General features: G+C 43.9%; 13 protein-coding genes and 1 tRNA gene. 5 read left to right on the top strand and 9 right to left on the bottom strand.

The genetic code is table 11. The features are described from left to right. Positions 1-122 precede the first annotated feature (122 nt). Both K8P02_RS13650 and asnA read right to left on the bottom strand, forming a co-directional pair. Positions 123-785, bottom strand: a complete 663-nt coding sequence (locus tag K8P02_RS13650) for a uracil-DNA glycosylase (protein ID WP_025866717.1) — start codon at positions 783-785, stop codon at positions 123-125. Between the two features lie 14 nt (positions 786-799). Continuing rightward, a complete protein-coding gene (asnA, locus tag K8P02_RS13645) occupies positions 800-1,837 on the bottom strand; it encodes an aspartate--ammonia ligase (protein WP_007486978.1) in 1,038 nt (345 codons plus the stop codon). 219 nt (positions 1,838-2,056) lie between these two features. Between asnA and K8P02_RS13640 the strand changes: the two genes are divergently transcribed. Next, a tRNA-Arg gene (locus K8P02_RS13640) sits at positions 2,057-2,128 on the top strand. 79 nt (positions 2,129-2,207) lie between these two features. On the opposite strand, the gene K8P02_RS13635 is transcribed toward K8P02_RS13640, so the two are convergent. Continuing rightward, the gene (locus tag K8P02_RS13635) at positions 2,208-2,930 is read right to left on the bottom strand and encodes an HAD family hydrolase (RefSeq protein ID WP_025866718.1); all 723 of its coding nucleotides are present in this window, start codon (positions 2,928-2,930) and stop codon (positions 2,208-2,210) included. Between the two features lie 101 nt (positions 2,931-3,031). On the opposite strand from K8P02_RS13635, the gene K8P02_RS13630 reads away from it, so the two are divergent. After that, the gene (locus tag K8P02_RS13630; protein WP_025866719.1) at positions 3,032-3,508 is read left to right on the top strand and encodes a DUF5035 family protein; all 477 of its coding nucleotides are present in this window, start codon (positions 3,032-3,034) and stop codon (positions 3,506-3,508) included. 73 nt (positions 3,509-3,581) lie between these two features. Here K8P02_RS13630 and K8P02_RS13625 read toward each other — a convergent pair whose 3' ends face one another. From K8P02_RS13625 to lysS, 3 genes are all read right to left on the bottom strand, one after another. Then, complete coding sequence (locus tag K8P02_RS13625; protein ID WP_025866720.1) at positions 3,582-4,919, bottom strand: glucose-6-phosphate isomerase; 1,338 nt, start codon at positions 4,917-4,919, stop codon at positions 3,582-3,584. A 152-nt stretch (positions 4,920-5,071) separates the two neighbouring features. Next, entirely contained in the window at positions 5,072-6,067 is a 996-nt protein-coding gene (locus tag K8P02_RS13620) for an NAD(P)H-dependent glycerol-3-phosphate dehydrogenase (RefSeq protein WP_002562504.1), read from the bottom strand. Positions 6,068-6,153: 86 nt separating this feature from the next. Next, a complete protein-coding gene (gene lysS / locus K8P02_RS13615; RefSeq protein WP_044095590.1) occupies positions 6,154-7,881 on the bottom strand; it encodes a lysine--tRNA ligase in 1,728 nt (575 codons plus the stop codon). 835 nt (positions 7,882-8,716) lie between these two features. On the opposite strand from lysS, the gene K8P02_RS13610 reads away from it, so the two are divergent. Both K8P02_RS13610 and K8P02_RS13605 read left to right on the top strand, forming a co-directional pair. Beyond that, positions 8,717-10,075 carry an MATE family efflux transporter gene (locus tag K8P02_RS13610; protein WP_002562502.1) on the top strand — a complete coding sequence of 453 codons (1,359 nt, stop codon included), beginning with the start codon at positions 8,717-8,719 and terminating at the stop codon, positions 10,073-10,075. A gap of 98 nt (positions 10,076-10,173) precedes the next feature. Then, positions 10,174-11,094: an Rpn family recombination-promoting nuclease/putative transposase gene (locus K8P02_RS13605; RefSeq protein WP_002562501.1), complete on the top strand. Its 921-nt coding sequence runs from the start codon at positions 10,174-10,176 to the stop codon at positions 11,092-11,094. Between the two features lie 11 nt (positions 11,095-11,105). On the opposite strand, the gene K8P02_RS13600 is transcribed toward K8P02_RS13605, so the two are convergent. After that, positions 11,106-11,681 (bottom strand): Crp/Fnr family transcriptional regulator, encoded by a 576-nt coding sequence (locus K8P02_RS13600; RefSeq protein WP_025866721.1) that lies wholly within the window; start codon positions 11,679-11,681, stop codon positions 11,106-11,108. Further along, complete coding sequence (locus K8P02_RS13595; protein ID WP_223382429.1) at positions 11,668-13,050, bottom strand: MATE family efflux transporter; 1,383 nt, start codon at positions 13,048-13,050, stop codon at positions 11,668-11,670. Before K8P02_RS13595 ends, K8P02_RS13600 begins: the two co-directional genes overlap by 14 nt. 416 nt (positions 13,051-13,466) lie before the next feature. Here K8P02_RS13595 and K8P02_RS13590 point away from each other — a divergent pair, with 416 nt between their 5' ends. Then, positions 13,467-14,129 carry a cytidylate kinase-like family protein gene (locus K8P02_RS13590; RefSeq protein WP_025866722.1) on the top strand — a complete coding sequence of 221 codons (663 nt, stop codon included), beginning with the start codon at positions 13,467-13,469 and terminating at the stop codon, positions 14,127-14,129. A 103-nt stretch (positions 14,130-14,232) separates the two neighbouring features. Here K8P02_RS13590 and K8P02_RS13585 read toward each other — a convergent pair whose 3' ends face one another. Next, positions 14,233-15,900, bottom strand: a complete 1,668-nt coding sequence (locus tag K8P02_RS13585) for a putative transporter (RefSeq protein WP_007486992.1) — start codon at positions 15,898-15,900, stop codon at positions 14,233-14,235. Between the last annotated feature and the right edge of the window lie 157 nt (positions 15,901-16,057).

Below are 16,057 nucleotides of genomic sequence, written 5' to 3'. Positions count from 1 at the left end.
TTGACGGATTGATAACTGAAGTTATGGTTCTTAGGAAAGTAAAAATTGAGAGTTGAAGATTGCTGTACTATTATGCAGTATGGCAATTTTCAACTCTCAACTTATAATTTTGGACTAAGTCGTCACCAAACGATTTCTGTTTCTCCGTATGTCTTTAAGTATTCATTAGCTCTACTGAAATGCTTGTTTCCGAAGAAACCATTGTAGGCAGATAGGGGGGAGGGATGTGCTGAGCTGAGCACAAGGTGTTTATTACGGTCAATGAACGCCCCTTTGCGTTGTGCATAGCCTCCCCAAAGAATAAAAACGAGATGTTCCCGCTCTTCGGCTAATACACGAATAGCGGCATCTGTAAATTCTTCCCAGCCACGACGTTGATGTGAACCGGCTTGGTGGGCACGTACGGTCAGGGTGGCATTGAGTAGCAGAACTCCTTGTTCGGCCCATCGTGTTAGATTGCCGGTAGTTGGAGCATCGGTACCGATATCTGCTTTTATCTCTTTAAATATATTGATCAATGATGGCGGGAAGGGTGCTCCGTCGTTCACAGAGAAACAAAGGCCATGTGCCTGTCCGGGACCGTGATAAGGATCTTGTCCGATAATGACTACTTTTACTTTGTCGAACGGACAGAGATTAAAAGCATTAAAAATCAACTTTCCCGGAGGATAGATGGCGTATTGACTGTATTCACTTTTCACGAATTCTGTCAGTGTACGGAAATAGTCTTTTTCAAATTCGGGTTGGAGGTGAACTTTCCAGCTTTCTTCTATTTGTACATTCATAGTATGAGATACTTTTATATAAGGTGTATGTCAAATGCTTCACATTCTTTTCTCATGTCTTCGGGCCAGATACTTGCTTGGATTTCTCCGATATGAGCTTTGCGGAGGTAGAACATGCACAGGCGTGATTGGCCGATACCACCACCGATAGACAGAGGCAAAGTGTCGTCCAACAGACGTTTATGGAAATAGAGTTCGAGGCGTTGCTCTTGTTTTTCTTCTTTTACCTGGCGTAACAAAGCCTCTTTGTCAACGCGGATACCCATGGAGGACAATTCTATAGAACGCTGTAAAACATCATCCCATAACATAAGATCCCCATTTAATCCCGGTAAGTCATTGAGCCCTTTTGTGGTATAATCGTCATAGTCGGGTGCACGTCCGTCATGCTTTTTTCCGTCACCAAGTTTGCAACCGATACCTATGATAAATACAGCACCATACTTCTGGCAGATAGCATGCTCACGGCATTTAGGTTCCAGAGTGGGATATAGCTGGCGGAGTTCTTCTGCATGAATGAAGTGTAACTTTTGCGGTAGGCAAGGTTTTATTTGCGGATACATTTCGTATACCATATATTCGGTGCGAATCATTGCGGCGTATATGCGATTTACGATTTCCTTGAGAAATTCTACGTTACGTTCTTCTGCTGTCATGACGCGTTCCCAGTCCCATTGATCTACATATAATGAGTGCAGGTTGCCTAATTCTTCATCTGAACGTATGGCGTTCATATCTGTATAGATACCATATCCGGGTTCAATATGATAGTCGGCAAGTGTTAACCTTTTCCATTTGGCAAGTGAGTGTACAACTTCGGCCTGTGCGTCTTCCAGATCCTTGATAGGGAAGGATACAGGGCGTTCTACCCCGTTCAGGTCATCGTTGATTCCCATCCCTTTGAGTACGAAGAGGGGAGCGGTGACACGACGCAAGCGCAGTTCTGACGATAGATTCATCTGAAAGAACTCTTTTATCTGTTTGATACCAAGTTCCGTCTGCTTCAGGTCAAGAAGAGGTTTGTAATTTTGAGGTTTTATAAGATAACTCATAGGTTTATTATATGTTAATTGTCGACAAAGATAGGAATAATATCTATAATATGTATTGCTTTTCGTCTAAAAGAATGTCAATATGATAAAGATTTCCTTGATGTCGGTTTCAAAATAACACATTTTCGGAGGCGGGAATAGAAAGAAGAATGAAAAAATGTCTGAAAGATTAGGAAGATAAGAAGTTTTTATCTATTTTTGTCGTCGCAAATGTAACCCGGCTCTGTAGTTCAACGAATAGAATGTAGGTTTCCGGTACCTAAGATAAGGGTTTGATTCCCTTCGGAGCTACTTTGAGGCTGTGCTTTTTTAATGAGCACAGCCTTTTATTTTTATCTATAAAGCAAATGTTCTACTATTGTTCTACAGTTCATTTGCGCTTTTTATCTGCTTCTTTATTTCCTTGTAAGCTGTTGGTAAAGGTGGTCCATCCATCACAAAGAGCTTGCATGGAAGGATACAGAGCATTTGCGCCGGCATCCAGTAATACTTTGTTATCCAGCGGGCCTGTATTGACTGCTATTGTGAAGATACCGGCTGCTATCCCTGCCTGTACGCCGAGTGGAGCATTTTCTATGACTATTGCTTCGTTGACATTGAAACCACCTTTTTCGAGAGCCATCAGATAGGGCTCGGGGTGTGGTTTACCGTGTTTTACGTCGAAAGCTGTCACCATCAATTCCGGGTGAAATGTGTTGGGGAAATTGTGCTCGAGACGGTCCAGTAGTGATCGCTGGCCAGAACCGGTAACTACCATAGGAACTAATCCGGCTTCTTTTATTTTTTGCAATAACTCCCAGGCTCCCGGCATCGGTTCGGGTTCGGGGAATTTGTTGAACTCTTCACTTTTCTCGTGATAAATGTTTTCTATTTCGTCCGGAGTGGCTTCCCGGCCCAATTGACGCTGGCAGACAATGTTGATTGTTCCGGCTCCGGTACGACCTTCATGCAGATAGGCTTCTTCGCGACTGAGATTGAGTCCGTGGGCCTGCATTACTTTATGCCAAGCTTCTGCATGATAGGGCATGGAATTAAACAGAACGCCGTCCATATCGAATAGTACGGCTTTCAAGTGTATTTCTTTCTGAGACATATCTTTGATACCTATTGATTTTTGTGCTACAAAGTTACGCTTTTTTTGCATATTCGGATATATTATGTATTTTTGTGGCATAATCAAGAGAACTACATAACATGAAAAAGCTACTTCTTGTATCATTATTACTACCGCTGTTAGTTTCGTGTTCTGGCTCGGCAGAGAGTCCTGTTATTGAAATAACGGGGTTTTTCATTGGAGATGATACTAAAGATTATAGTAAAGATATGGCTTCCATGCCTTCTTTGAAAGTCGGCGATGAAATGACTGTTTCATTGAGACTGGATGGAAATGGTGAGGATCTGAATACGTTTATAGTGAAGGAAGCAGCAGAACAGCTTGGTATAAAAGGGTTTGATTTGCCGGGTGGTGTTTCTTCCGAATCGGATTTGTCGAAGCCGGAGAATGGCGTTATTACGTTTAAAGATGGGATACAATATACCGAACTGAAGGTAGAGGTATGTGTAAAGACAGTGGCCGATGCGGATGCTATATTGGCTTTTTACTTGTCTTCGAAGGCTGAATGTGAAAGTGCCCAGGAAAAGATAGAATTGAAAACGGAGACGAAAAAGTAATCTTTGAACCGTATATAATATAGAAAGGGCGGAACTTTTAAAGTTCCGCCCTTTCTATATTATAGCCTTTTATTTATAGCCTTGCTTGTATCGCTTTTGATTCTTCTTCGTATCCCGGTTTGTTCAACAGAGCAAACATGTTCTTTTTGTATGCTTCTACACCCGGTTGATTGAATGGGTTCACACCCAGCAAATAACCGCTGATGCCACAAGCTTTTTCAAAGAAATAGAACAGTCCGCCGATGTTATATTCGCTTAGTTCGGGAAGAACAATGCGCATATTGGGTACACCACCGTCTACGTGGGCCAATTGAGTACCAAGTTCGGCCATTTTGTTCACTTCATCTACGCGTTTGCCTGCCAGGAAGTTCAATCCGTCCAGGTTAGCTTCGTCCGAAGGTACTTCCAGTTTGTGGTTTACTTTATCTACAGAGATAACGGTTTCAAAGATGGTACGTTCGCCTTCCTGAATCCATTGTCCCATAGAGTGAAGGTCGGTGGAAAAATCTACGGCAGCCGGGAAGATACCTTTGTTTTCTTTTCCTTCTGACTCTCCGTAAAGCTGTTTCCACCATTCGCCAATGTAATGTAATTTGGGGTTGAAGTTTACGAGTATTTCGATCTTTTTACCGTTCTTATACAGTTCGTTGCGGGTGGCAGCGTAGAGAGCAGCAGGATTCTCTGCAAAGGGTACGTTCAGCGCGCAAGCCTTTTCCATATCGGCAGCACCGGCTACCAGTTTTTCAATGTCAAATCCGGCCACTGCGATAGGTAGCAGACCTACCGGAGTCAGTACGGAGAAACGTCCGCCTACGTTGTCGGGGATGATAAATGATTTGTATCCTTCTTTGTCGGCAGTGATGCGTGCTGCACCTTTCTGGGCATCTGTAACGGCTACAATCACTTTCTTTGCCACCTCTTTGCCACGCTGGTCTTCGCACTGTTTTTTCAAAAGGCGGAAAGCAAGGGCAGTTTCAGTAGTGGTACCTGATTTGGAGATATTGATGACACCGAATTTTTTGTCTTTCAGGAATTCGGTAAGTTCATACAGATAGTCTTCGCCGATATTGTGTCCGGCGTAGATGATAACCGGTGCGGTTTTCTTGTCCTGTAACCATGTGAAGCTGTTTGACAATGCTTCGATAACTGCGCGGGCTCCGAGGTAGCTGCCACCAATACCGGCTACGATCACTACTTCGCAATTTTCACGCAATACCTGTGCAGTAGCTTTCAGATCGGCCAGATGTTCCGGGCTGATAGAAGAAGGCAAGTGCAGCCATCCTAGAAAATCATTTCCTTTACCGGTACCGTTTTCTAGTGTTTCTTGTGCGGCTTTTACCTGAGCTTCGTAGGCAGAAACCTTTTCTTTAGAGATAAATCCCAAAGTCTTTTCAATGTTCAAACTAATCATAATGTATATGTTTTAAATATTCTTTTAGTAGTGATTTAGTAGTAAGTAGTCAAGTAGTAAGTAGGAGATGGTTTTACTTACCAACAAGTAGCAAGTACTATCTTCTACTTACTACTTAACTACTTGACTACTTACTACTAAGCTACTTCTTTTCACCTAAATGAATCTGTCAGCAACTTGATCTCGATCATTGGTGATATACGTTCGTACAGAATGTTGTAGACTGCATCGAGTATCGGCATATTCACATGGTGGTGTTTATTGATCTCTTTGATACATTTCGTACCGTAATATCCTTCTGCTATCATCTCCATCTCTATCTGTGCGCTCTTCACCGAATATCCTTTGCCGATCATGGTACCAAACGTACGATTACGGCTAAAATTAGAGTATCCCGTTACCAACAAATCCCCTAAATAAACAGATTCGTCTACGTTTCTGTTCAATGGATGTACGGTGTCGAGAAAACGTCTCATTTCCTGTATGGCATTGGAGATAAGCACAGCCTGGAAGTTATCGCCGTATTTTAATCCGCTGCAGATGCCGGCGGCGATGGCATATACGTTCTTTAGTACAGAGCTGTATTCGATACCTGATACGTCGTCGCTAATGGAAGTCTTTATAAAATTACTTCCCAGCCTGCGGGCGAAGATGCGGGCTTTATCCGTGTCCGGACAGGCAATGGTCAGATAGGAAAGACGTTCCAAAGCTACTTCTTCGGCGTGGCAGGGACCTGCCAACACTGCTATGTTCTCGGGAGGAACGCCGTATTCTTTCGTGAAGTATTCCGATACGATGAGATTGTCGTCGGGCACAATTCCTTTGATAGCGGTAATAATGAACTTGTCTCTTATGCGTGTTTTCAGCTTTTTGAGATGAGTCTTCAAATAAGGGGAGGGGGTGACGAAGACGAGTGTATCCGATTCCTTCACGATGTCATTGATGTTTGAACTGAAATTAATACGTTTCATGTCAAACTTCACACCAGTGAGGTAAGCCGGATTGTGTCCAAGTCGTTTAAAGTCGGCTATACGATCGTCACGGCGCATATACCAATTGATAGAGTCCTCTTGTGCAAGGAACATCTTGGCTATGGCTGTGGCCCAGCTTCCGCCTCCCATTATCGCTATCTTACCGGGTAGTTTCATATTGTAGAAATTAAAGATTGAAGATTAAAAATTAAAGGGAGGAGGCGAGAGATGCCCCTCCCTGTTTAATTTCTAATTTCTCATTTTTAATTAAGTTTCTGTATCCATTCGGTGACATCGTTCACGGAAGGATTGGTCAATTCCAATTTATATTTCTTATTGATGCCGCAAATATCTTGATGTAACTTCTGCGGATTCACTTCTTTCATCTCTTCTACCAGGTTGTATCCGGCTTTTTGGATAACTGCTACCCAGTCTTGAGGGATGCCTAATTCGGTATATTTGGAATCCGGGTCTTTTTTGATGACCTTTTCCGGGCGCATCTGCGGGAAGAACAGCACTTCCTGAATGAAAGGCTTTCCGGTCATCAGCATAGTCAGGCGGTCGATACCGATACCGATACCTGATGTCGGAGGCATGCCATATTGCAGAGCTTTGAGGAAGTCCTGATCGATGAACATAGCTTCGTCGTCGCCTTTTTCGCTTAGTTGCAGTTGGTCTTTGAAGCGTTCTTCCTGATCGATCGGGTCATTCAGCTCACTGTATGCATTGGCCAGTTCTTTGCCGTTTACCATGAGTTCGAAGCGTTCGGTCAACCCTGGCTTGCTGCGGTGCATTTTGGTTAATGGGCTCATCTCTACCGGATAGTCGGTGATGAAAGTGGGCTGGATAAACGTTCCTTCGCAGAATTCGCCAAAGATTTCGTCTATCAGCTTGCCTTTACCCATTGTATCGTCAATTTCCATGTTCAGCTCCTTGCATATCTGGCGGATTTCGTCTTCGCTCTTTTCGTTGAGGTCGTATCCGGTTTTTTCTTTGATAGCATCGAGAATGGGCAGACGGCGATATGGAGCTTTGAAACTGATTGTTTTGCCGTCAATGGTAGTTTCCGGGCTTCCGTTTACTGCAATACAAATGCGTTCCAGTAATTTTTCGGTGAAACTCATCATCCAGTTGTAGTCTTTGTATTGTACGTACAACTCTATGCAGGTAAACTCAGGATTATGGTTTTTGTCCATACCTTCGTTACGGAAGTTTTTCCCGATTTCATACACACCTTCAAATCCGCCTACAATCAGTCGCTTCAGATAAAGTTCGGTAGCGATGCGCAGGTAGAGGTCCATGTCTAAGGAGTTGTGGTGAGTGATGAAGGGACGGGCACTTGCTCCACCGGGGATGGATTGTAGAGTCGGAGTTTCTACTTCGGTATATCCGGCTTCATCCAGTATGGCACGCATGGTTCTGATGATGGTGGCACGTTTCAGGAATGTTTCTTTTACACCCTCGTTCACAATCAAGTCTACATAGCGTTGGCGATAGCGCAGTTCGGGATCTTCAAAAGAGTCGTACGCCACACCATCTTTGTATTTTACAATAGGTAGCGGTTTGATAGACTTGGCCAGTACAGTCAGCTTTTTGGCATGGATACTGATTTCGCCCATCTGTGTACGAAATACAAAACCTTCGATTCCGATAAAGTCACCTAAGTCGAGCAGGCGTTTGAATACGCTATTATACATCTCTTTATCTTCTCCCGGGCAGAGGTCGTCACGGGTGATGTACACCTGTATACGTCCTTTGGAATCCTGCAATTCAATGAAAGATGCTTTGCCCATAATGCGGCGACTCATCATACGTCCGGCTATGGATACCATGCGGGGTTCGTCTTCGTCTTTGAATTCCTGTTTTATATCGGTAGAGAAAGCATTGGTTACATACTCTGCTGCGGGATAAGGCTCAATGCCCATCGCACGAAGCTCATTCAGACTGTTGCGTCGGATGATTTCCTGTTCACTTAGTTCTAATAGGTTCATTTCGTTACGTATTAACTCAATATTTGGTGGCAAAAATACGAAACATTTTTAATATTACGGCATGAACCGGCTGCTAATTTGCCCGAAGGGGGGTAGGAGGGGGGAATGAAAGGGGGTAAAACCGGTGATTACAGATTGTCAAATTGACAAAATGTATATAAGTAGGGGTAGGAAGACGCTGGTTGTGGTGTGCCGGAGGGTGGGTACTATTTTTTCGATTGTAGGGTGATTAGGAGTATTCGTTTTGCTTGTTATCTGATGCATAATGGTGTGTTTGTCTCTTTATGAATGAAAAAGTAGGGCTATTGTGCGGTATTTCTCTGCTATTTCTTTCATTATGACAGAGGTGAGTGTACCTTTTTGTTGTGTCAGATAGGCGAAAAAGGCGTCAGAAAGTTCTTTTTTTGCTCTTTCGATTGCTCCTCGGTGAGGAAGAAGTTGTTCCCCGGTGAGGAACGAGGTGTTCCTCGGTGAGGAGCGGAGCCTTCCCCGGTGGGGAACAGAAGTTTTGCCGGTAGCAAAAGGAGGCTTTATATGCAGGAATGTTGCATGTATATTCTTTTATTGTGCGATAATTTGCATATTCTTGCGCGTATTATTCATGCGGATTCTCTGGTTATACTATTTTGTATTCGGGTGTTGTTAGTAAATAAGGGGTATTTGTGTTATAAAGATAGTGTTTTGTGCTTTCTTGTGACAAGTGTTAAATGGACGAATTGCCCGGGGTGAGACTGAAACAGACATAACCTCTTTTACGTAGTTTCAAAAAGTGAACTTCCGTTTGTACACCTCTTTGAAAAACACTACTTTTGCACCCTGAATATAAGAAACAGGTATGACAACAGGACAAAAGGCACCCACAGCGTTGGGTACTGAAAAGATTGGAAAACTTTTGATGCAGTATGCCATTCCGGCTATTATCGCAATGACTGCATCTTCTCTTTATAACATGGTAGACAGTATCTTCATCGGGCATGGAGTGGGACGTATGGCTATTTCCGGCCTTGCGCTGACTTTCCCGTTGATGAATCTTGCGGCCGCTTTCGGTTCGTTGGTAGGGGTAGGGGCTGCCACGCTGGTTTCTGTGAAACTCGGGCAGAAAGATTATGACACAGCCCAACGGGTTCTTGGCAATGTGCTGGTGCTGAATATCATAATCGGTCTGGCATTTACCGTTCTCACGTTACTGTTTCTCGATCCCATCCTTTACTTCTTCGGAGGGAGTGAGGCTACTATCGGGTATGCCCGTGATTATATGGAGGTGATTCTGCTGGGCAACGTCATTACCCATCTTTATCTGGGTTTGAACGCGGTGCTTCGTTCTGCGGGGCATCCTCAGAAAGCGATGTATGCCACTATTGCTACAGTAGTCATTAATACCATACTCGATCCGGTATTTATCTTCGTCTTTGATTGGGGGATTCGCGGAGCTGCCATTGCTACGATTGTAGCACAAGTTATTTCGTTGTTGTGGCAGTTCAGGTTATTTAGTAATAAGAACGAATTGCTACATTTCCACCGGGGCATTTTCCGTCTGAAGCGTAAGATCGTATTCGATTCTCTTGCCATCGGCATGTCTCCCTTCCTGATGAATCTCGCTTCCTGCTTTATTGTGATTCTTATTAATCAGGGGCTGAAACGTCATGGAGGCGACCTTGCTATCGGAGCCTTTGGTATAGTCAACCGGCTGGTTTTTGTCTTTGTAATGATTGTGTTAGGATTGAACCAGGGGATGCAGCCCATTGCCGGTTATAACTTTGGTGCCCGGCAATATCCGCGTGTCACCCGCGTACTGAAACTGACTATTATAGGAGCGACTATTGTTACCACTACCGGTTTTCTGCTTGGCATGTTTATCCCCGATCTGCTTGCCTCCATCTTCACTTCCGACGCCGAGCTTATACAGCTTGCGGCAGAAGGATACCGTATTGTCGTGATGTTCTTCCCTATTGTGGGGTTCCAGATGGTTGCATCCAATTTCTTTCAGAGTATCGGTATGGCAGGCAAAGCTATTTTCTTGTCGCTCACCCGGCAGATGTTATTCCTCATTCCCTGTTTGCTTATTCTCCCGCAATACTATGGGCAGACAGGCGTATGGGTAAGCATGCCGGTATCTGATCTGGCAGCGAGCCTTGTTTCGGGGATTATGCTTTGGTGGCAGTTCCGTCAATTCAGAAAGATGAGCCTTGGATAGAAACGTTGAAAAACTCCGTTCGTCTCTTTTTTCTTCTCTTCTTCTGCATTCTTTCCGATTAATGCGTATCTTTGTAGAAAGTGAAAAGAAGGATCATTATGGGACAGAAAGACAGATACATCCGATTTGACTGGGCAGCGAAGCGCTTACTCAGGAACAAAGCCAATTTTGGCGTGCTTGAAGGGTTTCTTACCGTACTATTGGGCGAGGATATTCATATTCTGGAGATACTTGAAAGCGAAAGCAACCAGCAAAGTGAAGAAGATAAATTCAACCGGGTAGACATCAAAGCCCGCAACAGTAAGGATGAGATTATCATTGTTGAGATACAAAACACTCGTGAACTCTACTACTTGGAACGCATTCTATATGGAGTGGCGAAAGCCATAACCGAACACATTGAGCTGGGCAGTATCTACTCCGACGTCAAAAAAGTATACTCTATCAGTATTCTCTATTTTGACATAGGACAGGGTAATGACTACCTCTATCATGGTCAGAACGCTTTTGTAGGTGTACATACCGGAGACTTTCTGCAAGTGACCACTAAAGAGAAAGGGGCCATTGTGCGTAAACTACCGGCCGAAATATTCCCGGAGTATTTCCTTATCCGTGTCAATGAGTTCAATAAAGTAGCTGTCACTCCGCTGGAAGAGTGGATAGAGTATCTCAAAACCGGCAGTATCCGTCCCGACACCAAAGCACCGGGATTGGAAGAGGCACGAAAGAAACTGATCTATTATAATATGGAGCCAGCCGACAGACAAGCCTATGATAGGCATATCGACGCAATCATGATACAAAATGATGTGTTAGGAACCGCTAAACTTGAGGGTTTGCAGGAAGGAAGAGAAGAGGGTTTGCAGGAAGGAAGAGAGAAAGGCTTGCAGGAAGGACGGCAAGAAGGACGTCAGGAAGAGAAAAGAGCTATTGCGCGTAATATGAAAGCGCTCAATTTGCCTGTCGAAACCATTGCTCAAATATCCGGCTTAACAAGAGAAGAGATAGAACAGCTTTAATAAAGAGGTTCTTATTTCCCCTTTCCTATCCCCGCCCTTATTCGGCTCAATGATTGTGGTGTGATCCATAGATACGATGCAATGTACTTCAACGGTACATGCAGCAACAATTCCGGCGTTTCTTTTATGAGTGTCAGGTACCGTTCTTTGGCTCTTGGGCTGCCGGCGCTGATCAGCCAGTTTTCGGTAGTCAGCAGTTGGTGCTCCATGAGCCGTCTACCTAAGTTGGCCAGACCGATAGAAGTAGAATACAACTCATTTAATGCAGCTTTTGAAATGCAATAGGCGATGCTGTCAGACATCGCCTCTATGCTTATTTGTGAATAAGAGTTGTCCACATATCCCCATACAGAGAAAGCCGCTTCGCCTTTCGAGGCAAACCAAATGCTGGTGTCTACGCCATCCTTTAGATAATGCTCCCGCCAGATACCTTCTTTTATAAGATAGAGATTTGTATTCTTTGTTCCTTCCTGAACAATTACCTCTTTCTTTTTAAACCGTACCTCTTCCATGTGGCTCAGCAATGCTGATGCATCTGCTTCAGACAGTTGATATCTGTTCCGGAATTTCTCTTCAAACGTTTCCATGCTGCAAAGATACATTTCCCCGGTGGGACAAGAAACGATCTTTCAGATAAATTGCTACAATATAGAGAAAAGTCAATAGTTCGGCCAACGGAACGGCCAGCCAAATGCCCGGTACCCCAAAGAAATGAGGTAATGCTAAGAAGCCGATGAGCATAAATACCACACCACGCAGCAGGGTGATAATCGTAGCCCTGTGTGCCCGTTCGATGCTTTGGTAATAACCAATGCCTACAATGTTGAAGGCAAAAAAGAGGTATCCGATAGCGAAGTATGGTATTCCCGCTACAGCGATGTCATAAGCACCATAGCTGCGGTCGATAAATAACGACACAATGTTGCGGTTGCACAAAACGGTTACTATAAAAAAGCAGATGCCGCAAAAGAGAGCGGTCTTTATAGAGAGGCGGAAGGTCTGTTGTACCCGCTTGCTGCTGCCTGCTCCGAAGTTGTAACTTATAATGGGTTGTGCCGATTGTGCAATAGCATTGTACACCATAAATATAATGGGGAAGAAATAGCAAACGATACTGAAGGCTGCTACTCCGTCTTCGCCCAGATGACGGATGAATACATAATTGCCTAGAAACATCATGCAGGCTATCGAGGCCTCACTGACGAATGCCGAAGAACCCAGTTTTACCATATAACCGATGTTGCGGAAAGTCAACTGCCTGCTTTTCCGGCTCAATTTGACGGGATGAAGCTTGAAGGTTCGCGAGAAACGTAGCAGATAAATAAGTATCATCAATCCTCCTATCATTGTTCCCAAACTTGTGGCAAATGCCGCTCCCATCAATCCCCATCCGAAGATGAAAATAAAGACGTAATCGAGTACGATATTGCTAACTGCCGCAATGGCATTACACCACATGGCATAGTTGGGCGCTCCATCCAGGCGCACAAAGAACATACCTGCGTTGAGCAACAGATAGAAGGTGAGGAACGGGACATACCAGTTCATGTATTCTACTACCAGCGGCAACAGTCGTTCCGAGCTTCCTAATAATCTGCCTACCGGTTCTACGAAATAGTAACAAAGTGCCGATAAGATAAGTATCAGCAAAGATGAAAACACAAGTGCCTGTGTGATATTAATACCTGCTACTTTACGTTTACCGTGCGATAAGTGGATGGATGCAACTACAGAAGCTCCCACCCCAAACATTAACCCTACTCCGGTAGTAATCATAAACAGAGGGGCGGTAATATTTACAGCTGCCAGTGCGTCGCTTCCTATACCTTTGCCTACAAAGATCCCATCTGTTATTACAAATACAGCGGAGAAAACCATCCCTAATACTGTTGGTATTAATAACTTACGGAACAACTTAGAGATATCCATGCTCCCAAAGTCGATACTGTCCTTCATTTCTATATTCTCTTTCTTTTTCATACTGCAAAGGTATGGCAAGAAATGGAGAGAAAAGTTACCATTTGGTAATAAATAATCCGAATCGATAGTGAAAAACAAGATGTGGTAAATTATAGTTCATTTCTGTATGGTATTTCACCACAGAGGTCGCAGAGGGCACAGAGTTTAAATCTTTATTGAAACACAGAATTCTAAGACCTGCACAAATATTTGCGCAGGTCTTAGAATTCTGTGATTATCCGCGTTTTATCAGAGAAAATAATATCTCTGTGCCCTCCGTGTCCTCTGTGGTGAACTGATTCATTTCGGATCACTTATGCACTAAGCAATGCTCCGCCACAGCGCAGCCAATTGGCATATTGGCACATTGAATAATTAGCACATTATTTTTCTTCTTTTCAGAAATATTCCGTATGTTTGCTTCAGAACCAATATACAAATATACTATGAGTAGTAATTATGTTATTAATATCGGTCGTCAGTTAGGTAGTGGCGGAAAAGATATAGGCGAGAGGCTGGCAGCCCGGTTAGGAATCGACTTTTATGATAAAGAGTTGATTAATCTCGCTTCGGAAGAGAGTGGACTTTGCCGGGAGTTCTTCGAGAAAGCCGATGAGAAGGCTTCGCAAGGCATTATAGGCGGATTGTTTGGGATGCGCTTTCCTTTTATCAGTGACGGGGCTATGCCCTGTACCAATTGTCTGAGCAATGATGCTCTCTTTAAAATTCAGAGTGATGTTATCCGTAATCTGGCGGCAACCAAATCCTGCCTATTCGTCGGACGCTGTGCCGATTATATTTTGCGTGAACATCCTCGTTGTGTCAACATCTTTATATCTGCATCGAAAGAAGACCGTATCGCGCGGCTTCGAAGCATACATGGCATCAGTGAAGAAGATGCTGAAGGAATGATGGAGAAGGCGGATAAGAAGCGTTCGGAATATTATAACTATTATAGCTATAAAACCTGGGGAGCAGCAGCAACCTATCATCTTTGCATTGATTCTTCTGTGTTAGGCGTTGAAGAAACGGTAAGGTTTATAGAAGAGTTCGTTGCCAGGAAACTGAAACTGTAGTCGAATTGACAGTTGACAATTGACAGTTGACAGTTGACAGTTAGTGCGCTATCATGCTGCATAGTAACTGTCAATTGTCAACTGTCCACTGTCAATTAAATAATTACATCATCAGCAGCAATATCATTTGCCCTGCCAGAATGCGCAGAAACATAGTCAGCGGATAGACAGTAGAGTATCCCACGGCAGGTGCATCATTATTTGAAGCCTGATTGGAATAAGCCAATGCGGGAGGGTCGGTGTTACTACCGGCAATAAGCCCCATTAGTGTGAAATAATTCACCTTATAATATAGACGTGCAATTGCCCCGATAATCAGCAATGGAATAACGGTAATGAGGAAGCCATAACCCACATACAATAAACCGTCTCCTTCTACCACCGTGTGTACGAAGTTTGCTCCCGCTTCGATACCCACACTAGCCAGGAATAATACAATACCTATCTCACGTAGCATCAGGTTGGCACTCATTGTTGTATAAGTAACCAAATGAAGTTTGTATCCAAAGCGGCCGATCAGAATAGCCACCACCAACGGACCACCTGCCAAACCAAGTTTTACCGGTGTTGGCATGCCCGGGAAAGCAATCGGCAGACTACCCAGGAGGATACCTAAGAAAATACCTACGAAGATAGTCACGATATTCGGATGGTCCAGGCGCTTCAATGAGTTACCAAGTACACTTGCCACACGCTCTACAGCATCCTGCTGGCCTACTACCATGACGCGGTCACCTACCTGTAAAGTAAGGTGCGGGTCGGCAAACAAGTCCATACCCGAACGGTTGACGCGGGTAATGTTCACTCCGAACATACTTCGGAAATGCATATCTCCCAATTTTTTACCGTTAATATCAGATTTAGTGATCAGGATACGGCGTGATACCATCGGCATGTCTTGCTTTTCCCAGTCCACCTGTACCTCTTTTCCGATGAAAGCAATGATGGCCTCTACATCTTCTTCAGAACAAACAATAAAGACCTGGTCACCCATATGGAATTCGGTTTCATGATTGGGAATACTGACGTGCCCTTCGTGCCGGATGCGTGAACAGACAAAAGGACGTCCGAGAAAATCCTTTACCTGAATCAGTCTTTTACCATCTATCGATTCATTACGTACCTCAAGGCTCATCAGATGAGGCTTGTGTTTCATATGTTCGGCATCCTGATTCTTGAGTTCTTCTTCCTCTTTCGCAAGGTTGATACGGAAAAGGTAACGAATGGCAATGATGGAACCAATGATGCCAACTACCCCCAACGGATAAGCACATGCATATCCCAAGGCTATCTGAGGCCCGTTGTAGTTGAGTTGTGTCAATGCTTCCTGTGCAGCACCAAGTCCCGGTGTATTCGTTACGGCACCATATAAGATACCCACCATCATCGGCAATTCAATACGGCCGTTGGCAATGAAATAGATAGTCAACGCCACAGCAATATTCAATACCACAATACCTACAGCCAGCAGATTGAGTGTCATTCCTCCTTTTTTGAATGAAGAGAAGAAACTGGGCCCCACCTGTAAGCCGATACAGAACACGAACAATATCAATCCGAACTCGCGGATGAAATGCAGAATGTGTATGTCGCCGGTAAATCCAAAGTGTCCCATCAGGATACCGGTGAACAAAACAAAGGTAACTCCCAATGAAACTCCGAAGATTTTAATCTTCCCTAAGAGTACTCCGGCAGCTATCACAAAGGCATAAAGAAAGACGATGTGTGCTACGGAGCTGGGATCCCATAATAGACTTTGTATCCAATCCATAGTAGTTTTTTATTAAAATTGCCGCAAAATTAGTCATAACAAAGCAGGTAATCAAACAAATTCTCTCTTTTATTTGTTGATGACACCTTGCTATCCGGCTGTGCGAATTTTCCCTAAAAAAAGTATTGCATTAGAAGTATTTGTCTATCTTTGTGAG

Origin of the sequence: Bacteroides nordii (assembly GCF_019930665.1) — a bacterium.
In the GTDB taxonomy this organism is placed as follows: domain Bacteria; phylum Bacteroidota; class Bacteroidia; order Bacteroidales; family Bacteroidaceae; genus Bacteroides; species Bacteroides nordii.
Note: the sequence above shows the minus strand (reverse complement) of the source record. Positions and strands in the feature narration are given on the sequence as shown.